The 19,796-nt window shown below is 67.6% G+C and carries 22 protein-coding genes; 9 read left to right on the top strand and 13 right to left on the bottom strand.

The window, feature by feature from the left end; genetic code table 11:
- Positions 1-325: 325 nt before the first annotated feature.
- The 7 genes from AC08OO_RS05150 to AC08OO_RS05120 form a co-directional block, all read right to left on the bottom strand.
- Positions 326-1,387, bottom strand: coding sequence for an FtsK/SpoIIIE domain-containing protein (locus tag AC08OO_RS05150; protein ID WP_476618277.1), 1,062 nt, complete (start codon positions 1,385-1,387; stop codon positions 326-328).
- Positions 1,388-1,809: 422 nt separating this feature from the next.
- Positions 1,810-2,022: a hypothetical protein gene (locus AC08OO_RS05145; RefSeq protein WP_476611715.1), complete on the bottom strand. Its 213-nt coding sequence runs from the start codon at positions 2,020-2,022 to the stop codon at positions 1,810-1,812.
- Between the two features lie 90 nt (positions 2,023-2,112).
- Positions 2,113-2,304 carry a hypothetical protein gene (locus AC08OO_RS05140; RefSeq protein WP_011434612.1) on the bottom strand — a complete coding sequence of 64 codons (192 nt, stop codon included), beginning with the start codon at positions 2,302-2,304 and terminating at the stop codon, positions 2,113-2,115.
- Positions 2,304-2,687 (bottom strand): hypothetical protein, encoded by a 384-nt coding sequence (locus AC08OO_RS05135; protein WP_476618276.1) that lies wholly within the window; start codon positions 2,685-2,687, stop codon positions 2,304-2,306. The genes AC08OO_RS05140 and AC08OO_RS05135 overlap by 1 nt, the downstream gene beginning before the upstream one ends.
- Positions 2,688-2,780: 93 nt before the next feature.
- Entirely contained in the window at positions 2,781-2,990 is a 210-nt protein-coding gene (locus AC08OO_RS05130) for a hypothetical protein (RefSeq protein WP_476611717.1), read from the bottom strand.
- Positions 2,991-4,371: 1,381 nt separating this feature from the next.
- Complete coding sequence (locus AC08OO_RS05125) at positions 4,372-4,599, bottom strand: hypothetical protein (RefSeq protein ID WP_035959083.1); 228 nt, start codon at positions 4,597-4,599, stop codon at positions 4,372-4,374.
- A gap of 28 nt (positions 4,600-4,627) precedes the next feature.
- On the bottom strand, positions 4,628-4,843 hold the full coding sequence (locus AC08OO_RS05120; protein WP_133057169.1) for a hypothetical protein: 216 nt from the start codon (positions 4,841-4,843) through the stop codon (positions 4,628-4,630).
- 253 nt (positions 4,844-5,096) lie between these two features.
- Here AC08OO_RS05120 and AC08OO_RS05115 point away from each other — a divergent pair, with 253 nt between their 5' ends.
- From AC08OO_RS05115 to AC08OO_RS05100, 4 genes are all read left to right on the top strand, one after another.
- Positions 5,097-5,849, top strand: a complete 753-nt coding sequence (locus tag AC08OO_RS05115) for an XRE family transcriptional regulator (protein WP_476610581.1) — start codon at positions 5,097-5,099, stop codon at positions 5,847-5,849.
- A complete protein-coding gene (locus AC08OO_RS05110) occupies positions 5,849-6,322 on the top strand; it encodes an NUDIX domain-containing protein (protein ID WP_476610580.1) in 474 nt (157 codons plus the stop codon). The genes AC08OO_RS05115 and AC08OO_RS05110 overlap by 1 nt, the downstream gene beginning before the upstream one ends.
- A 413-nt stretch (positions 6,323-6,735) precedes the next feature.
- Positions 6,736-6,897 (top strand): hypothetical protein, encoded by a 162-nt coding sequence (locus AC08OO_RS05105; RefSeq protein WP_476610579.1) that lies wholly within the window; start codon positions 6,736-6,738, stop codon positions 6,895-6,897.
- Between the two features lie 435 nt (positions 6,898-7,332).
- A complete protein-coding gene (locus tag AC08OO_RS05100; protein ID WP_476618275.1) occupies positions 7,333-8,412 on the top strand; it encodes a methyltransferase domain-containing protein in 1,080 nt (359 codons plus the stop codon).
- Between the two features lie 195 nt (positions 8,413-8,607).
- On the opposite strand, the gene AC08OO_RS05095 is transcribed toward AC08OO_RS05100, so the two are convergent.
- Together AC08OO_RS05095 and AC08OO_RS05090 are read right to left on the bottom strand one after the other, a co-directional pair.
- The gene (locus tag AC08OO_RS05095) at positions 8,608-9,450 is read right to left on the bottom strand and encodes a DUF4097 family beta strand repeat-containing protein (protein WP_476610577.1); all 843 of its coding nucleotides are present in this window, start codon (positions 9,448-9,450) and stop codon (positions 8,608-8,610) included.
- A gap of 90 nt (positions 9,451-9,540) precedes the next feature.
- Positions 9,541-10,062 (bottom strand): toxin-antitoxin system HicB family antitoxin, encoded by a 522-nt coding sequence (locus AC08OO_RS05090; protein WP_476610576.1) that lies wholly within the window; start codon positions 10,060-10,062, stop codon positions 9,541-9,543.
- A 256-nt stretch (positions 10,063-10,318) separates the two neighbouring features.
- Here AC08OO_RS05090 and AC08OO_RS05085 point away from each other — a divergent pair, with 256 nt between their 5' ends.
- Complete coding sequence (locus AC08OO_RS05085) at positions 10,319-11,917, top strand: serine/threonine-protein kinase (protein WP_476610575.1); 1,599 nt, start codon at positions 10,319-10,321, stop codon at positions 11,915-11,917.
- Between the two features lie 294 nt (positions 11,918-12,211).
- Complete coding sequence (locus tag AC08OO_RS05080; protein WP_476610574.1) at positions 12,212-13,384, top strand: glycerophosphodiester phosphodiesterase; 1,173 nt, start codon at positions 12,212-12,214, stop codon at positions 13,382-13,384.
- A 53-nt stretch (positions 13,385-13,437) separates the two neighbouring features.
- Here AC08OO_RS05080 and AC08OO_RS05075 read toward each other — a convergent pair whose 3' ends face one another.
- The 4 genes from AC08OO_RS05075 to AC08OO_RS05060 all read right to left on the bottom strand — a co-directional run bounded on the left by AC08OO_RS05075 (position 13,438) and on the right by AC08OO_RS05060 (position 17,767).
- Positions 13,438-13,848, bottom strand: a complete 411-nt coding sequence (locus tag AC08OO_RS05075) for an NUDIX hydrolase (protein ID WP_023840259.1) — start codon at positions 13,846-13,848, stop codon at positions 13,438-13,440.
- Between the two features lie 192 nt (positions 13,849-14,040).
- Complete coding sequence (locus tag AC08OO_RS05070) at positions 14,041-15,198, bottom strand: acyl-CoA dehydrogenase family protein (protein WP_476610573.1); 1,158 nt, start codon at positions 15,196-15,198, stop codon at positions 14,041-14,043.
- A gap of 83 nt (positions 15,199-15,281) precedes the next feature.
- Positions 15,282-16,541, bottom strand: a complete 1,260-nt coding sequence (locus AC08OO_RS05065) for a CaiB/BaiF CoA transferase family protein (RefSeq protein WP_476607580.1) — start codon at positions 16,539-16,541, stop codon at positions 15,282-15,284.
- Positions 16,542-16,552: 11 nt separating this feature from the next.
- Positions 16,553-17,767 (bottom strand): MmgE/PrpD family protein, encoded by a 1,215-nt coding sequence (locus AC08OO_RS05060; RefSeq protein WP_476610572.1) that lies wholly within the window; start codon positions 17,765-17,767, stop codon positions 16,553-16,555.
- A gap of 109 nt (positions 17,768-17,876) precedes the next feature.
- On the opposite strand from AC08OO_RS05060, the gene AC08OO_RS05055 reads away from it, so the two are divergent.
- The 3 genes from AC08OO_RS05055 to cysE all read left to right on the top strand — a co-directional run.
- The gene (locus AC08OO_RS05055) at positions 17,877-18,041 is read left to right on the top strand and encodes a hypothetical protein (protein WP_476618274.1); all 165 of its coding nucleotides are present in this window, start codon (positions 17,877-17,879) and stop codon (positions 18,039-18,041) included.
- Between the two features lie 295 nt (positions 18,042-18,336).
- Positions 18,337-19,266, top strand: a complete 930-nt coding sequence (gene cysK / locus AC08OO_RS05050; RefSeq protein WP_476610570.1) for a cysteine synthase A — start codon at positions 18,337-18,339, stop codon at positions 19,264-19,266.
- A 6-nt stretch (positions 19,267-19,272) separates the two neighbouring features.
- The coding region (gene cysE, locus AC08OO_RS05045) for a serine O-acetyltransferase (RefSeq protein ID WP_476618273.1) at positions 19,273-19,796 on the top strand (524 nt) is incomplete at its 3' end.

Genomic DNA, 19,796 nt, shown 5'->3' with positions numbered 1-19,796 from the left:
GGGTGTTGCCGCTACCTGGTCGCGGGCGTGGTGCTAGCGGGCGGCGTTCCCGGGGTTGGGTGCGGTGTGGCGGGGGTGGTCGCTGCGCGGGCGTGCGCGGTGTGGGTGTGGGTGTGCCCTACCCGCGTGTAGGGGTGCGGGGTGGGTCCGCCCGGTGATGTGACTGTCTGTGGCGATGTGCCGTGGTGTGCACGGGTGGGGGTGTGTGGGTGCCTACGCGCGTAGGCGCGCACGCGCGCGCGTAGGGCCGTGCACGCACGCCGGGGTGCACGGCGTTGCACGGTGGTTTGCACGGGGGTGTGCACGGCGGTTCCGTGACGGTGGGTCATGGGCGGTGGGGGGTGGCGTGCCAACGGCCGGGCGCGGCCTGGCGCACCTTGCCGGCTTCCTGGAGCTGCTGTAGGGCGTAGTACACCCATCGACGGGACCGGCCGGTGGCGGTCACCAGGTCGGGCACGCTGGCGCCGTCCGGTGTTGCCGTGAGGGCAGTCCACAGGGCACTGTTGGGGTCGGGGTTATGGTCCGTGTGCGGCCCGTCCGACCGGGCGGGTAGAGCCGGTGGCGTGGGATAGCGGCTGGTGATATCCGCCACGGTGTCGTCGTCTAGCAGGTAGGCACGGTGGGGTGTGGGCGTGGTGTGGTCGGGGTCAAGGATGAGGAACACGCCGGGAAGGGTGAAGGCGTCGGTTCGCCAACCACTTTTGTAGGCGCCTGCGCCGAGGATGAGGTCTGTGTCGGCGCGTTCCCGGACTCGCAGCGCTATCCGGACGTCCATCTGGCTACGGATAGCGCCGTTTCCCGTCGCGTCTTGGGTTGGTCGTTGCGTGGCAGCGATGAGCGTGACCGCGACTGCGCGGCCGAGACGGGCCAGAGAATCAGCTATGTCCAGTGCTTCCGGGGGGAGTTCCGCGAATTCGTCGACCAAGATCGCGAGTGCTGGGCGTTCCAGGGTGGGGTTCCAGGTCCTTTCCCCGCGCTGTGCTTGCTCGCGGGTGCGCCGGTTCAGTTCTTCCCATGCGGCGGTGAAGAGGGTTAGGGCATCGTCCGGTGTGGTCGCGAGCCTGCCGAGTGATTGCGCCCACGGGCCGAGTTCCATGCCGCCTTTCAGGTCCACTCCCCAGACGGTCACATCGTCTGCGGGAATGAGCCCGGCGAGGATCGTGTTCACTAGGCCCGATTTCCCCGCGCCGACGACGCCACCGATGAGGACATGGCGGCGGAGGAGAAGAACGGTTACGGCCGTGCCATCCTCGGAAACGCCGATAGCAATCGGTTTGGTGATCGTCGCGGGGTGGTCGTGTCCGGGCCAGGGGTTCGGGCGTGCCAGAGGATCGGTTTCTGTCACTCGGACGATGACATGGTCTTCACGGTCGGGATCGGCGGTCACCCGTACCGAGTTTGGCCGGACACCGAGCATGGAGGCTATTTCGTCGCTCCGGGCGATGGCGCTACGGGCGGACATGCCACGGCGTAGCGCCACTCGCGCGGTATATCCCCACGCATCTACTATCGCGGACATCACCCGTGAACCGGAAAGCCCCGCGTTTTCGGCGAGGACAGGCCACGCCTGCATGGTGCGCTCGACCCGGACCCGTTCACGTCGGCGCCGATGTGCCCACCATGGGATAGCGGCCACAGTGCCGGCTGTGACGAGCAGGGTGGGAAGGGGTGGGTGGCCAGGGCTGAGAATCGCGGCGGCTGACCACCATCCGGACGCGAGGATGGCCACGGTCACGGCGTAGGCGCGTTCGATCCGGCGCGGCATCCTGCGTGCTACCACACACGCCGTAGCCAGGCTGAACAGGGTCATCAGCACCACGGCACCGCGCCCCACGCCCGGTGTGCCACCGTGGCGGACACCGCCAGGAACAGAGCGATATAGAACGGGAGAAATTCGCTGCGGAACCGCCAGAAGAAACCGGTGATACTGGTCACGGCCATCGGGCCGGAGTGGTTCTCCCGGAGTTTTCGTCGGGTGGAACGGCGCATGTAGCGGCGCATCCGCCGTATTTTCCGTGTCATCCGACGCTGATCGTTGGTGTGGGTTCGTGGCATGGCTTCTCTTCTCAGAGGAAAACGGGGGTGTCCGGAAGCCGGACACCCCCGCGCGGCCTACAGATGAATAGAGGAAAATATGCCGAAAATCTGGTTGAGAATGCCCTGAAACGTGTCCGAGAAATTGGACTGTGCGACGTAGAAACCGAGCGCGGCGCAGACGAACGCTTGCCACGGGTTGAGGTCAAACGCGCGGATCATGACGATGACAACGATAAGAAGCAGGAAGAGAATGGAAAAGGGAATCATCAGTGGTTGGCCTCGTCTTCGTCATCGTCAAAGTTGGTGTCATAGGCGATGCCTGCCGCGAACAACCACAGATCCTGGGCGGTCAGCCATTCCGCGAGGGTCTTGTCCCGGTGGGCTTTCAGCAGGTTCTGTACGTACCGTATTGCTTCGATACCCTTTTCGTCCTGGCCCAGAATGTCCATGAAGATGTCGTGGAGGACTGCGCTTGCCGTGTAGCCGTCCATATGGGTGTCGAAGGCGTCGGCCGCGCGCTTCTCAAGGACGGCGAGCTCGCGATCATCGAACACGGCAGTCACCTCGCGAAAGGGAAGGGAGAGGGGAGAAAGAAAACGCGGGAATGGCACGGCCAACCGGCGTCGGGCACGGCCGCGGGCGGTATTCATGGTGCAGGTTGTATCCGGCTAGGACGCCTAGCAGAAAAAGATCGGCGAGCCAGACTGCAAGGGCTGTCCAGAAGAGAACGCGGTGCATTCTGGTCACGGCTTGTGTGTCCACTTCTTAATAGCCCGCGCGGCCAGAAGAATGAAAATGATAGCGATGAAGTACTTGCCGTATCCGGGGGTGGATGTCGTGGCCGCCCACGAAAATGTCCAGAGGGCCAGGGAAACCGGCACGAACACCGCGAGGAAACGCCACAGCGGCACGGCCAGAACCAGCAGGAAAAGGAATAGAAGAAGTAGGAACACAGGAACTCCCGAGGGATGGGGGCAAGCCTTCGGGGCCGTTTCTGTCAGCCCCGCCGGACACCGCCCATGTTTCCCGATGAAAAGCCGCACCGCAGGTATTAGACCGGCAAATCCGGGGGGTATTAGTGGCTGGGAGCCGGAATTCCGGGGGACCGGACCCGGACCAAACCCGGAAAAAACCCGGATGCGTGAGCGTGCGATCACTGGCAGGCTGTGTGCAGGCGCAACGGCGTATGCACGGGACGACGGGAAGACGGATCATGACGGGCGATGACCGCCAACGGCGACTCATAGAAGATCTTGGGAGGCTTGCCGATCACGGCGTCCGGGGCCCCGAAGACATCATCAACGCCGCGCCACGCCTGCTAGCCCTCGTGGCAGCGCAGGGAGGCGAGTGGGCGCGCGCGGGGGGTCGTGAGGCTGCTGCACGCGGCCACACAGGCACTCGGTCACCCACGCGGGTCAGCCCTGCGGGCACTACTCGCGCTGGACCCCGCGCCGCGTGGCATGGGAGTGCGGCTCACAAAAACGGAACGGCGCCACGCCGCCAGCGTCTACTACCGGATTGAGGGAGACACCTTCCGCAGGACACACGAGAAAAACCTGATAACCGCGCTCGCGATCGAAATCGACCACCGACTCACCACCGGGCATGACACCACACGCGGTGATCATGCCGGAGACGGGCACGGCCGCATGCCATCCACGCGTCCCGGACCCAAAAACCCACCGCCACCCGCAAGCACCTTCCGTCCCCTTGCAAAGAGGGAAGCAAAAGGAGGTCCGTGATGTTCAGCCGATTCTACCAGGAGCCCGACGGAAAAATCCCCTGGTATTTTATCGCCGTAGTCGTCCTTTTCGTCGCCGTGCCGTCCGTTATCGCCGGAGCATGGCTAGGATGGCTCACCCGATAATATGTCCAGGCCTAATACAAGAGGCATAACACACTACCCAGTTGATTTCTAGGAGACCGCACGGACCGGGGCCGCCCGGGTTGGGGTCGCCCGTCGGACCGGGGTCGGCACGGACCGGGGCCGCCCGGGTTGGGGTCGCCCGGGTTGGGGTCGCCCGTATCGCTATCGATGCAGGTCACAGCGGATGCACCGGACAAGACGACAGCGTGTGGCGCCGCTACGCTCCCACCCGCACCGCTACCGGCAGGCACCGCGCCACAGGCAGAGCCTCACTCCGATAGAGACGCGACGAGGCAGCTACTCTCTGTTGATCATCTGCTCTACCTCGTAGGTATCCGACAGCAGGTCGACGCGGGTCACAGTCGGATCTTCGACCAGCGCACGCCGGGCCGCGTCGGGAAGGTCCATCCTTCGGGCCTTCCACGCAGGAACGTAGTACAACGCTCCGGCCCTACCAGGCGCCGCGATCAGCCGGACGAACGGCATGAGCCCCGACTCACCTCACCCTGCCCCCGCGAGGCGGTATCGGCGACCGGCCGTTCACCATCGAAGATCTGCACCCGTTCGACCGCCGGAAGCATCCGCAGCAACCGCGAGGCCAGCGCCGGAAGGTCGGCGTTACGGAGCACGTCCGGACTCGCGATGGTTGCGGACGGCCCTCGATCATCCTCATAACGAACCAAGATCGTCAACATGGCGGAAGGTCCCTGATCGCAGCTGCGTTCAGCATCCCCCGCACTCCAAAGCAAGAAGATCGCGTGGCTTCTCCGCAACCAGAACGCGTGAGCCCGCGTCGTCCGTCAGCTCCACGGACGCCACCCCCGGTTCCTCCAGAGCCTCGCCCACGATCCGCCGCAGACCGGCCGCCACGACCGGAGCCCACTGCATGTAGGTCGTGGTCGGCGCGGCCCCCTTGTAAACGATCTTTATGTACGGCATCCCGTCCCCCTCGCGGCTCACATGGGTGTCCCCGGGCGCACCGGCATCGTCGGCGGCAGCACACCCGGGGACGTCTAGGTAGGGCACCCCGTCGTGTGTAGCCCAAGGTGACCCGAAGCGCCCTACGACAGAACATGACAGATGGCGAGGGACGCGGTTACCCCCCGTGCGGGACGCTAAGGGACGTCCAGACTATGATCGTTGTGTCCTGTGAGCGTCCCGGCACGTCCCAGCTCGGCGGAAGGCGAGGAAGATGCCGAACGAGCGCCTACGAGCAAGCATCGCGGCCGCTGGCCTCACGACCGAGCGGCTTGCCCAGATTGTGGGAGTCGATCCGAAAACCGCCGAAAGATGGATAAGCAAAAACCGCATCCCTCGCCGGGAATACAGAATTGCAACGGCTTCGACACTCAAGGCTGACGAGTTGTATCTTTGGCCAGATTTGCTAGACGAAGGAAAGGAAAAGTCGGCGAGCCTCGCAGAATTCGTCGCCTTGTATCCACATCGGGGGGCGGTCCCGGTACATCTATGGTCCTCCCTGCTGGACCAAGCACGCGATTGCGTCGACATCCTAATCTATGCCGGATTGTTTTTTATGGACGGAACTCCAGACATTGGCAAGACCTTTATACGTAAAGGTGAGAGCGGGACCCGGATTCGCCTGATACTGGGAGATCCAGACTCCGAATCCGTGGCATTGCGCGGAGCCGAAGAGGGGGTTTTCGGGGGTGTATCCGCCCGCGCGAGACTTAGCCTGACCCATCTGCAAGACACATTCAATCGCCCGGGAATAGATATCCGGCTCCAGTCGGCGACGCTATACAATTCGATCTTCCGCTTCGATGACACGCTGCTTGTAAATTCGCACGCCTATGGTGCGCCAGCATCTCAATCGCCAGTAATTCATATCCAGAGAGTCCCAGGTGGGCGCCTATTTGATCACTACATCTCTAGCTTTGAGAAGGTATGGCGTCTCTCGGTTCCAGTTACAGAGAAAGGCTTCTGATGGCTCGCCGCGATTTCTATAATGATCCATCTGCTCCCAAGCCCAACTCCCTCGTTCCAGCCGCAACCGTTGTAGTCCCCGACGCGAATGGGCGCATTTTGCTCATTCGACGTTCAGACAACGGGTTGTGGGCGCTACCTGGAGGCACGATGGATGTGGGCGAGTCGCTGCCCGAAACTGCCGTACGCGAGGTTAAAGAGGAAACAGGTTTGGATGTTGAGGTGGTCGGCATCGTCGGCACTTTCACCGATCCAAGACATGTGATCGCTTACGACAACGGCGAGGTTCGACAGCAATTCGCTATCTGCTTTGAATCACGGATCGTGGGAGGATCTTTGCTCGCAGACGGAAGTGAAGCGAAAGACGCTCGATTCTTTGCCGGTGACGAACTTGGAGAATTGGCGATTCACCCATCGATGATGCTGCGAGCGGCCCATTATCTCGATGGCAACAAAATGCCTCACATCGGTTAACGGGCGGCTGATGTCATAGAATTATGGCGAGGCCCGACGCTCGGCGAATCGTCGCAGGTCAGGGCATGGTGTATGAAAAGGGGTTGACCGGGGCGCGCCCCCCTGGTCACCCCCGGCGTGCCTCTGCCTCTGATGCGGGCACGCCGGGGGGCGCATCCCGACGGCAGAGAGGACCGCGCATGTCGATCGTGGTGATCCACTATGGGACGGGAGTCGTGTCCCGAACCTACGTATCCCGGGATGCCCTAGGCCGACGCGACGTGCTGCACTTGGCCGCGAGGATCTTGGATGCGCTCCCGCATGCACGCCGGGTACAGATATTCCGGAGTCGAGAACAGGAACGTCCGGACGTCGACACGGACAGCATGCCCAACGAAGAGGACATGGTTGTGGTTTGAAAGAGGAAACCTGAAATGGTGCCAGCCGAGGATCAGGATCAAATCGTCGCAACCATCATGGATGGACTCGCGGACGCCAATCAGAGTGAAGCGAACGACACCGAAGCCGCATTCGCCATCATGGAAGCTCTGGAGGATGCGGGGTATTCCATCGTATCCCGCGAATACTTTCTGTAGATTTATCCCGGTTTTCCTTCGGGGATGCCGGGCTGTGTGCTTGCTGCGCGCCTACCCCATGATCGGGAACACGACGGGAGGTTCGGAGGACCCGGTGCCCTCGCGCTTTCCGCGCCGACAGGTCAGCATTCGGCACATGAACATGAAACCGTGGACCTGACCAGCCGCTAGCAGATCGCTTGCAAGAGCAAGCACACGGTAGCATCTTGGCGCCTTGGCTCTGGCGGACCGGCACGCAGACAGCAACAGTTGATCTTCTTCGTGGGAAGATCACGGCCGTTACGGATCATCCGTGCCGCTAAAGCCCCAGGTCATCGGGCCTTTCTCTAAATGTTACTTACGTCACCCTTCTCCGGTGGCCTGTCCTGGGTGTTCCGGTGATGGGACGGTCGAAGTCGTCAACGACGGGACGAAGGAGAAGAAAACCTGTCAGCTATGCAAGGGCACCGGGAGGGCATGAGCGGGCGAGTGGTGAACCGGGAGGACTTCATCCCGGATGAGGTCTGGGTGACCGGTGATGACGGGTTCTTCCTGGTTCCGCTCCGTCGAAGCGAAGATCCGGGAGGGTGGTTGGCGCTGGTCCGTAGCGATCAGGCGATCACCACCCAGGTAGACGATGGTAGGGACAAGTACGACGGTAAGGGGATCATCCCGACCAGTTCGTGTAGTGCGCGGTGGGTGGTCGACCGGATGCTTGATCTCCTCGGCGTGTGCCCGGGAATGCGCGTGCTGGAGATCGGGACAGGTACCGGCTACAACGCTGCGCTTCTCGCGGTGCAGGCCGGTTCCGGTCAGGTGACCAGCATGGAAGTCGACCCGATGATAGCCGGACAGGCACGGGCGGCGTTGGACCGGACCGGCCATCCCGTGCGGGTGATCGCCGGGGACGGGACCGCGGGCTATCCGGCGGGCGCACCGTACGACCGTGTGATCGCAACAGCGTCAGTGTCGGTGGTCCCCTGTTCGTGGGTGGAGCAGATCCGGCCCGGGGGGCGGATCGTGTTCCCGTTCGCCGGTACCTTCGACGGGGCGTTGGCGGCTCTGGTCGTCGATGACGATGGTGCGGCCCGCGGCCGGTTCCATGATGAAGCCGGGTTCATGCGGCTACGGAACCAGCGGCGCGACCCGCATGTGTGGTGGCTGGGTGAGGACGACGCGGACGTCAGGCCCACCCGCCGGTATCTCCGCGAGCCTTTCGATGATGCGGCGACCGGGTTCGCGGTCGGCTTGTGGCTGCCGGGCTGCACGACCGGGGACATCGACGAAGGCGGCCCCGCGAACACCCTGTTGCTGTCTCACAGCCCGTCGCAGTCCTGGGCATCGCTGACCGCAGGCCTGGACGAGCACGAGATCACCCAGTACGGGCCGCGTCGACTCTGGGACGAGCTGGAGACGGCCTACGACTGGTGGATGAACTCCGGCCGGCCCTCCCGCGATCGGTTCGGGCTCACTGTGACTCCCGACGGGCAAACCTTCTGGCTCGACAGCCCGGACCACGCCATCCTTCTTCGCTGAGCCGGACCCGGGAGGGCGGAACGCTCCGACAGGCCGACCTGCCGGCGGCCGAAGGCCGCCCTTGAGGGGGCGCAGGTGGCACGCCGCTGGCGGCCCGACGGCACCATGCCAGCTGACCTGACCGACGCCCAGGTCAGCTGCTACGGCGCCATCGAGCGGAAGGCGTAGCCGGGCCGGCTCGCGCTTCGGGAACGGTCAGGCACGGTGGATCAGGATGTCGCCGTCGCCGGTACGGGCGCGCACCTCGACGGTCTCGTCGGTGGGCGCGGGGGCGTGGATGGCGGTCAGTTCGCTGTGCACACCGCCGCGTCCCGAGCGGACGTCCAGCAGGGCGGCGGTACCTTTCCGTACTCCCACTTCGAGCCGGCCGGAACCGGATACGAGCGCGACCGTGCCGCGCACCACTTCGCCGATCCGCACGCTGCCCGAGGCGGTCCTGGCCTCGACGCCCGCCAGCGCGCGGTCGACGGTGATGGCACCGGAGGCAGTGATCAGCCGTGCGTCCCCCGTCACCTCACCGATGGTGACGCCCCCGTTGGCCGTCTTGACTACCGCCGAGCCGTCGATCTCGCGGATCCGGATCATGCCGTTCGAGGTCTTGATCTCGGCGTGCCCGGTCGTGCGGCCCACGGACACGTTCCCGTCGGCGGTCCCCAGCCGGAGCCTGCCGGTCTGGTCAAGGTCAATGTTGCCGGTGGCGGTGTGGAAGCTGGAATCGCCCAGACGGCCCGTGCTCTGGATGTTGGTCATCGAGCTCGCCTCGACCCGCGAACCGGTGGGCAGCTCGACTGTCACGGCGACGGAGCCGTCCGACCCGAACAGCGAGCGGGCCGTCTTCCTGGGTGCTCTGAGGTGAAGCTTGCCTTTGTCGTATTCGATGCAGGTCTCCCGCGCCGTCCGCACGTCGGTGTCGTGCGACGGGTCGCTCGGGCGTACCTCCACGACCGTGTCGGCACGGTCGCTCGCGTTGATCCGGACGTGGCCGGTCCCGAGTTCGATGACGGCGAGGATCGGTTCGGGGGTGCGGAAAGTCGGCATGATGATCTCCTTGTAACGTCGTCAGCCTGGACATGGTTTGCCCGGACGCGGTGAACGCTGGCGCGGTGAACGCGATGAACGCCGGCGTGGCTAACGCACCCAGCCGCTGTAACGCAGTCCCATCTGCTGGCCTGCGTGCGGACCGGTGCGCCGCCCCGCGGCACCGAGGTCGAGCGCGGCGCAGACGGCGTGCACCAGCCAGGCGTTGACGGACAGTCCTTCGTGCTCGGCCGCTTCATCGATGCGCGGTTTGAGACGCTCGGGGACGCGTAGCGTGATCCGCGAGGTACGTCCCTCGTCGTCCTCTGGAGCGGCGGACGGTTGCCTGACCACGGCGGCCTCGAAGTCGTCCGCATCCGAGTGGTCGGCCGGCGGTGGCGTCACGACAAAATCAGGGTCTCGCCCACGCAGGCGTACCTCGACCGAGCCCGGCGCCAACTCTCGGGTGATCTCGTCGGCGGCGGCCGACAGCGCCTCCAGCAGGGCGAGCCTGACGGCCGAGTCCAGCGGCAGGGCGAGCCGCTCGGCCAGCGCGCGGGCGTCCTCACCCCCGGCTTCCGCGGCTGCCGCGAGTTCCCGGCGGAGGTTCTCGACATACGGTGCAAGGTCCATGGCGCCATCATGGCACCAAGTTGACGTCATATGCAAGATCTGACGGCCAGTAAGACGTCACAGGAGCGGTCGCAGATGACGTCATGGACGCCGTCACCTCGGCTGTCCGGCCGGTACGGCTGCCGGCGGGCGGTCGCGCACCCTCGTCGCGTGCGACGACTACGAAAAGTAGCGATCGTCGGGGTGCTCTCATCACTGTCGCAGGCCTCGGCGATAGTGGGGCGACCCGCTCGGTGGCGGCGGTGAGCAGACGGGGGTGGATGTGCCGGGCGACGCGCACGGCGTCAGGATGCAGCCGCCGTGGGCCACGGATCCGGGGTCGCTGGGCCGGCACCGGGTGCTGGGCAGGCTCGGTGCCGGCGGGATGGGTGTGGTCTACCTGGCCGAGGGGCCCCTCGGCCAGGTAGCGGTCAAGCTGATCCGACCGGAGTACGCCGACGATCCGCAGTTCCGGGCGCGATTCCATCGCGAGGTCCAGGCGTGTTTCCGGGTCGGCGGTGCCCACACCGCCCGGCTCGTCGACTTCGAGCTGGAGGCCGAACGTCCATGGCTGGCCACCGAGTTCGTCGACGCCCCGGACCTCGCCGCCCAGGTCGCGGCGGCCGGCCCCCTGCCCACCGGGGAGCAGATCATCCTGGCGGCCGGGCTCGCCGAGGCGTTGGCGTCCATCCACGCGGCCGGCCTGATCCACCGCGATCTCAAACCGTCCAATGTGCTGTGGACCGCGGACGGGCCGAAGGTCATCGACTTCGGGATCGCAGCGGCGGCCGAGGCGCGCCCGCTGACCGCGGTGGGCGGAGTCGTCGGCACGCCCGGGTGGCTCTCGCCGGAGCAGGCCACAGGCGGGGAGGTCACCGCCGCCAGCGACGTGTTCGGCTGGGGGGCCCTGGTCTGCTTCGCCGCCACCGGCCAGCCGCCGTTCGGCAGCGGCTCCGCCGACGCGGTGGCGTCGCGGATCGCGGCCGCCGAGTTCCAGATCGACTTCGACCGGCTCGCTCCGGAGCTGCACGCGCCCGTCCGCGAGGCACTCGACCGCCAGCCGCCGCAACGGCCCACCGCGTTCGACCTGTGCGAGCGGCTCGTCGGTCACGCCCGGGGGGCGCGGATCCCGGTGACGCGCATCCTTCCCGACGCCGCCCGGACACCCACCCCACCGGCTGCACCGCAGATCCCGGCTTCATCCGAGCCGCGGGCACGCCGTCGCCGTCGCTGGCTGTTGGTGGGCGCCGGCACCGTCGTGATCCTCGCGCTCGCGGGGGCGCTCGCCGCCGTGCTGGTGATCGGGGGCGACAACTCGAGCGCGGACAACTCGAGCGCGGACAACTCGAGCGCGGACAACTCGGCGAGTGGCCGGCAGTCCTTCACCGCCGACGCGCCGTGGCGTCTCGCTATCATCGACCAGATCGAGGGCACCGACAACGGGTGCACGATCACCGTGACCAGCGACAGCACCGGCGAGCAGAAGGCGATCAAGGAGGTCTACGGCGCGAAGACCTTCCAGGTACCGCTTGTCGGCGGCTTCCACTGGCGGGCCAACGACCCCGGGTGCTCGGTGACGGCCCGCTCCGGATCGGGGACGGCCGTCCTGCCCTTCGCCCAGCAGGCCGGCACCGGCGACACCGACGCGTTCGAGGTCCCCTCGGGCCTTGTCCGGGTCGAGGTCGTGGACTTCGCCGGCTCGGACGACTGCGGGCTGCAGCTCCACGACGCCGCCGACGGCCGGGAGATCAGCTTCGGCACCGCGGCCCGCGGCGGTCCGCCGTTGCTACTGGACCCGAGCGGACGCACCCAGGTCTACCTGGCCAATCTCACCTGCGGTGTCCGGGTGTCGGCCGCCCCGGCAGCCCCGGGCTGAGCGGGTTCTGTTCCCCGCTGCCCGGCACAGCACCGTAGCGGCCCGTACCGACCGGGCGGCCGTAGGGCCGCTCGTGTCACCGCGGTCCGCACGTTGACGGAGGCGGGCTGGCCGAGGTCGTCACCGTTGCGCGCGGCTGATGGTTACGGCCGGCTGTTCGTGCGCCAGGTTCATCAAAGTGCCATCTGGGCGACCACGGCGGGTAACACGTGGTCCGTTCGTTGGTCGGCTGTTTCCGGTTGGCTTTATGGGCGCTCCGTCGGCGAGGGTCGTCGCCGCTGCGCTGGAGGACTTGTGGACCGTCGTCGCGTGCTCGCGGGGATCGTCGCAGCGCCTTTCGCCGCCGTCCCTCTCCTCGTCCCGGTAGCCGCGTCGGTCGCCCCGGCGGGCGCCCTTGGTTCCGGCGGTGGCCAGCGTCGCCCGACACTGGTGATCGGGCATCGGGGAGCGGCCGGCTACCGTCCGGAGCACACCCTGGCCTCCTACGAACTGGCCGCCCGGTTGGGTGCCGACTTCGTCGAGCCGGACCTCGTGTCCACCAGGGACGGCGTCCTGGTCTGCCGGCACGAGCCGGAGATCGGCGGAACCACCGACGTCGTCGCGCATCCCGAGTTCGCCGCCCGCCGGACGACGAAGATTCTCGACGGCGTCGCGACCACCGGCTGGTTCACCGAGGACTTCACCCTGGCCGAACTGAAGACGCTGCGCGCCAAGGAACGGCTGCCCGAGGTCCGCCCGCGGAACACCAGGTACGACGGCCAGTTCGAGATCCCGACGTTCACCGAACTGCTCGACCTGCGCGCCCGGCTGTCCCGGGAACTCGGCCGCGAGATCGGCGTCTACCCGGAGACCAAGCACCCGACCTACTTCGCCAAGGCCGGCCTGCCCCTGGAGCGGCGGCTGCTGGACATCCTGGTCCGGTACGGCCTGAACCACCGGGGCGCGCCGGTGTACGTCCAGTCCTTTGAGACCACGAATCTCTGCGAGCTGCGCACACTCGGCCTGCGCACGGCCTCGGTACAGCTGCTGTCCGCCACGGGCGCACCGTTCGATCTCGTCAATGCCGGCGACCCGCGGACGTACCAGGATCTGTCGACGCTGGCCGGGCTGTGGCAGATCGCCCGCTACGCGAACGGCATCGGCCCGGACAAGCCTCAGATCATCCCCCGGGCCGGGGACGGGACGCTGGGTACCCCGACCTCCCTGGTCACCGACGCCCACGCCGCCGGGTTGGTGGTGCACCCGTACACCTTCCGCGCGGAGAACACCTTCCTCCCGAAGGACTACCAGGTGGGCACCAACCCCAGCGACCTCGGCCGGGCCGTCGACGAACAGGTCGCCTATCTCAAGACGGGCATCGACGGGCTGTTCACCGACCAGGCCGATATCGGCGTCCGCGCCCGGGCCGTCGCCGCCGGCCTTCCGAACCCCGGACCCCCACCGGCCGGCCACCACGCCACTCAGTGACCCGCCCCACTCAGTGACCCGCCGGCAGGTCCGCCTCGGCATCGGACAGCCGGTTAACCGAGGGTCGGAAGCACCCGTTCGAAGAATTCGTGGTGACCGGCGAACGTGAGCTCCAGCCGGGTGAACTCGTGCGGCGTCACCCAGCGGGCGTCGCTCACCTCGCCCGGGTCGAGGATCAGTTCCTCGTCGGATCCGACCTCGGCGGTCCACCAGTGCAGCTGGTAGCTGCCGTCGTCGGTGTCGCATTCCCAGACCTTCGCAAGGGGGGTGACCGCCAGCCCCACCTCCTCACGGACCTCGCGAACCAGCGCCGCCGCCTGGCTCTCGCCGGGCTCGATCCGGCCGCTCAGCGGAGCCCAGTAGCCCGGTCTCCGCGCCTGCGGCCCACGCCGGATGACCAGTACGCGACCGGCTCTCAGCAGCACCGCGACCACGGCCTGCCGTTTGCCCACCGCTGCCGTCACGGGAACCAGGGTAGGGAGGAGGCCGGCGTCGCGACGGAAAAGTGTGGAGGGTTGAGTGTGGAGGGTTCGGCACGGCCCGCAGGTCGTGAACCGTTCCTGACCCTCCGCGGTTCAGCCGACACCATGATCGGGAGGATCGCCGGACGTCGCCGGATACGGACGGCGACCGTGCTGGTCAAGGGATGATTCCCATCAAGGGGTGATTCCCCCCCGGGCGACGAGCTGGGCGGCGATGACGTTGCGCTGGATCTCGTTGGTGCCTTCGCCGATGATCATGAGTGGGGCGTCACGGAAGTAGCGTTCGACGTCGAACTCGGTGGAGTAGCCGTAGCCGCCGTGCACCCGGACCGCGTTGAGCGCGATCTCCATCGCGGTTTCCGAGGCGAACAGCTTGGCCATCCCGGCTTCCAGGTCGCATCGGTCGCCGGCGTCGTAGCGGTCGGCGGCCAGGAGCACGAGCTGGCGGGCGGCGGTGTACTTGGTGGCCATGTCGGCGAGGTAGTTGCCGATGGACTGGTGTTTCCAGATCGGCTTGCCGAAGGCCTCGCGTTCCTGGGCGTAACGCAGCGCGTCGTCCAGCGCGGCGCGGGCGACACCGAGGGCGCGGGCGGCGACCTGGATCCGGCCGATCTCCAGGCCCTTCATCATCTGCGCGAATCCGCGGCCTTCCTCGCCGCCGAGCAGCGCATCGACAGGAACATGGTAGTCATCGAAGGACAGTTCACAGCTTTCGACGCCCTTGTAGCCGAGTTTTGGCAGGTCCCTGGACACGGTGAATCCATCGCCGGGTTCGGCGAGCAGGATGCTGATGCCCCTGTGCCTGGGCGCGGCTTTCGGATCGGTCCTGCACAGCAGCGCGATCAGCTGGGAGCGGCGGGCGTTGGTGATCCACGTCTTCGCCCCGTTGACCACGTAGTGCTCACCGGCGCGGCGGGCGCTGGTGGTGAGGGCCTGCAGGTCGGAACCTCCAGCGGGTTCGGTCAACGCCATCGTGGCGCGGATCTCACCGCTGGCCAGTGCGGGCAGATAACGCAGCTTCTGCTGCTCGGTGCCGAAGGTGAGGATGAGTGTGGAGACGACGGTGTGGCCACCCATCGCGCCGGCCAGGCTCATCCAGCCGCGGGCGAGCTGCTCGGTGACCTGGACGTAGCAGGGGGTGGAGACGGCAACCTCGCCGTAGGGTTCCGGAATGGCCAGGCCGAAGATGCCGAGCTTTTTCATCTGCTCGATGAGCTTCTCGGGATAGTCGTTGGCGTGTTCCAGGTCCCGGGCGACCGGGCGGACCTCCCGATCGACGAAGTCGCGCACGGTGTCGACGATGGCTTGTTCTTCTGCGGTCAAGGTACTCACGCCGGGTCCTCTTCGGCTGGTCCTCTTGGATGGCTCTTGGATGGCTGGTCCTCTTTGAGTGGGGGGCCGGGGGCCGGCGGAGGTCAGATGACGCCGTCGGCACGGAGTGCGGCGATGGCGTTATCGGTGCGGCCCAGGCTGCGCAGGATGGTGTCGGTGTGTTCGCCGAGGGCGGGAACGGGGTTCATCACCGGGTCCAGGTCGGTGAGGGTGGCCGGGGGCAGGAGGGCTCCGATGTCGCCGCCGGGGGTGGCGACGGTGCGCCACCGGTCGCGGCCAGTCAGGACGGGGTGGTCGAGGAAGTGGGCGACGGAGTTCAGTCGGGCGTTGGCGATACCGGCTTTGGCCAGCAACGCCAGCACTGTGCCGGTATCGAGCGCGGCGAATCGGTCCGCGATCACCCCGTTGAGGGCGCCGCGGTGGGCGACGCGTGCGGAGTTGGTCGCGAAGCGGTGGTCCTCGGCCAGGGTCGGGTCGTCGAGCACGATCCGGCAGAAGGCGTGCCATTCGCGTTCGTTCTGGATGGCCAGCAGCACCGTCTGGTCCTCGGCGGTGGTGAACGGGCCGTAGGGGGCGATGGTGGCGTGCTGAGCGCCGACCCGTGCCGGTTGCCGCCCGCCGTACCGGGTGTAGTAGGCCGGTGAACCCATCCACTCGGCGAGGGCCTCGAACAACGACACCTCGACCGCGGAGACCGACCCCGTGGTGGCGCGCCGGTAGAGGGCGGTGAGGATGCCGGTGTAGGCGTACATGCCGGCGGCGATGTCGGCGACCGAGATCCCGGCCTTCGCCATCTGGTCCGGGCTACCGGTCAGCGACACGAGGCCGGTCTCGCACTGCACGAGCAGGTCGTAGGCTTTCCGGTCGGCCCAGGGCCCGTCGGTACCGTAGCCGGAGATCGTGCAGGGGATCACCCGAGGGTGCCGGTCGGCCAGGGACGAGGCGTCGAGGCCGAGGCGAGCGGCGGCGCCGGGGCCGAGGTTCTGCACCAGCACGTCGGCCCCGGCCAGCAGCTCCTCCAGAACCGCGCGCCCCTCGGCGGTTTTCACGTCCAGGGTGAGGGATTCCTTGGAGCGGTTGAGCCACACGAAGTAGCTCGACTGGCCGTGCACCGACACGTCGTAGCGGCGGGCGAAGTCGCCGCCGTCGGGCCGTTCGATCTTGATGACCCGCGCGCCGAAATCAGCCAGCTGGCGGGTGGCGAACGGGGCCGCGACGGCCTGTTCCAGGCTGACCACGGTCACCCCGGCCAACGGCAGCGGGACGTGCGGCGAAGGGGAGCCCGGCGCGGCGCCCGACTCAGTGCGGTGCCGCTGGTGCTCGGTCATGTGGTGCTCGGTCATGTGGTGCTCGGTCACGTCAGGCCGCTCCTTTGGCCAGGCAGGTGGTCTGCCAGCAGCGTCGCGGCACGCGCCCAGTCCAGTCCGGTCAGCAGCGCGGGAACGTCGGGGCCACAGTCGGCGATCTTGGCGTGCAGGTCCTGGTCCGAAGGTGGCCGCCCGGGCGACCCGGGTGGCAGCCGCTGGCTCACCGAGTACCGGGCGCCACCGCTGAGGGTGAGCGTGATACCGATGCGGCCGGAGAGCAGCCCGTCACCGCCGGGGGTCTCGGTGACGGCTACGAGCTGGAGCAGACGCTGGGCTTCGGGTCGGGTCACGGCGAGGTCGGTGAAACTCCCGAAGCCGGGATGGGGGTCCAGCAGGGCGGCGGCGATGGCATATTCCAGGCTGAACTTCCCCTGCAGCCCGGTGCGGGGCCGATGGTGGATCAGTGGCTGCACCGCGCCCGCGGGTGTGCTCACCTCGATCGCGGTGATGCCCGAGGCGACGACGTCGGCAGGCAGGTGCTCGCGCAGCGCGCTGATCGGGCGTTGCAGTGCGTAGCAGCAGGGAAAAATCTTGATCGCCAGCCCGCCGGGCACCGCCGGGCCGGTCACGTCGATGCGGTCCGGGTCGCCGCCGACCAGTCGTAGCCATGCGTCCAGCGCGGTCGGATCCGCGGTGGCGCCGGCGGCGGCCAGCCTCGCCGCCCGAACTCCCGCGTCGGCGGCGAAGCCGACCTGCAGGGACTTGCCGGCGGAACCGAATGCCCGCTGCACCCCGCCGGCCGCGGGAACCGAGAGCGCGATCGCGGTGGCGATCCGCTCGGCCGACAGGCCCAGCGCCACCGACGCGGACACGGCGGCGGCAGGCGCCCCGGCCGTACAGGTGGCGTGCCATCCGCCGGCATAGTGCGACCAGCCCAGCGCCACCCCGAGCCGCGCCATCATCCCGGCCCCCGCCAGGTAGGCGCGGGCGTCCCCGCCGACGGCCAGCGTCGCGGGGACGCACACCACGCTGATGTGGGTGGTCGACTCCAGGTGCAGGTCGTCGAAATCCAGGACGTGCCCGACCGCCGCCCAGCGCGCCGCGTCCGGCAGCCCGGCCGACAGCGCCACCAGATCGTCCTGCCGAGCGGCGAGCGTGACCGCTATCGTGTCGAGCAGCGAGCGCTGCGCCAGGTCGAGGTCCGCGGCACTCGGCGCGTAGTCGTGCGCCCACCGGGCCAACGTCTCGGCGGTCGGTTCCATCCACAACTCCCGACTCCCGCCAGCGCGGGGCCACACCTGGATCGCCCGTGTCTGGATCGCCCGTGTCCGCGGCGCACATACCCGCCCGGAGAATAATGTACGGCCAATAGTGATCGGTGACTCGCTGAGCGGCATGGTCACCGTGGAGTCCACCCAGGCACTCGCTGCCGGGGGTGGGCTCGCGTGGTTGCGGGTCGAGGTCGAGGCCCAGGCAGGGCCAGCCGGACAGCCGCGGCCGGTCCTGCTGTGGCGGTGCGCGGTGGTTCTGGCGTGACGCCCGCCGAACCGGGGTTGATGGCTACGGCGGGGTTGATGGCTACGGCGGGGTTGATGGCTACACCGGGGTTGATGGCTACTGTGCGCCTGGCCTGAGGCGCCGGTACAGGTACGCCGGTACAGGTACGACGACCCTGCGGGCCGGGGCTTCCGGATGTTGGCCCGGGGGACCTGTGGGCCTAACTTTCCCGGCCGTGGACGAACCAGCAGGCCCGTCGAGGTCGTCAGGAAGGTCGGGAAGGCGCGGGCCTGGCAGAGTGGATGACCACGGGGCCCGGCAGAGGAGAACATCGATGAGGATCGCAGAAGACATCACGCAACTGGTCGGCAACACGCCGCTGGTCCGATTGCGTCGCGTCACGGACGGAGTGGGAGCCCAGGTCGTGGCCAAACTGGAGTCCTTCAACCCGGCGCACAGCGTGAAGGACCGTCTTGGCGTGGCCCTGATCGACGCCGTGGAGCGGGCGGGGCTGATCGGGCCGGACACCGTCATCCTCGAACCCACCAGTGGGAACACCGGCATCGCCCTGGCCATGGTGTGCGCCGCCCGCGGCTACCGCTGCGTCCTGACGATGCCTGAGACGATGAGCACCGAGCGGCGGATGCTGCTGCGGGCCCTCGGCGCGGAGCTCGTGCTCACCCCCGGTGCCGAGGGCATGCCCGGCGCCATCGCGAAGGCGGAGGAGCTCGCGAAGAACGACGAGCGGTACCTCATCCCGCAGCAATTCGAGAACCCGGCCAACCCGGCGATCCACCGCGCCACGACCGCTGAGGAGATCTGGCGCGACACCGACGGGCAGATCGACGTGCTCGTCGCCGGAGTCGGCACCGGCGGGACCATCACCGGCGTCGCCCAGGTCATCAAGGAGCGCAGGCCCGAGGCCCGGTTCGTCGCCGTGGAGCCGTCGGCATCGCCGGTGCTCTCGGGCGGCGTGAAGGGACCGCACCCGATCCAGGGCATCGGCGCCGGGTTCGTCCCACCGGTCCTGGAGACCGGCCTCGTCGACGAGATCATCCAGGTCGATGGTGAGGACGCCTTCGACCTGGCCCGCCGGCTGGCCCGGGAGGAGGGACTCCTGGTGGGCATCTCCTCGGGCGCGGCGGTGTCGGCTGCGCTGCAGGTAGCCCGCCGCCCGGAGAACGCCGGGAAGCTGGTCGTCGTCGTGCTTCCGGACTTCGGCGAGCGCTACCTGAGCACACCGCTGTTCGCCGGGCTCGGGTGACCGGCTGTGCTCTCGACGCTGCGCCATGACCTGCGCACGGTGAAGGAACGGGATCCGGCAGCCCGCTCCACCCTCGAGATCGCCCTGTGCTATCCCGGCGTGCACGCCGTCTGGGGCCACCGGATCAGCCACTGGCTGTGGACCCGTGACCTGCGGCTGCCCGGGCGCGTGGTTGCCACGCTCACCCGCATGCTCACCGGGGTCGAGATCCACCCCGCCGCCACGCTCGGCCCCGGCGTCTTCATCGACCACGCCACCGGCGTGGTCATCGGGGAGACCGCCGTGGTCGGCGCCGACGTCACGATTTACCACGGGGTCACCCTCGGCGGCACCAGCCTGGAACCGGCCAAGCGGCACCCCACCATCGGCGACCGAGTGATCATCGGTGCCGGCGCCAAGGTTCTCGGCAACATCACCGTCGGCTCGGACAGCCGCATCGGGGCCAACGCCGTCGTCGTGCGGCCCGTGCCGCCCGGCTCAGTGGTCGTTGGCGTCCCCGGCCAGGTCATCACCCCCAGCCGCCCCCGGCC

The organism is Frankia sp. CeCAU1 (assembly GCF_977971845.1).
Note: the sequence above shows the minus strand (reverse complement) of the source record. Positions and strands in the feature narration are given on the sequence as shown.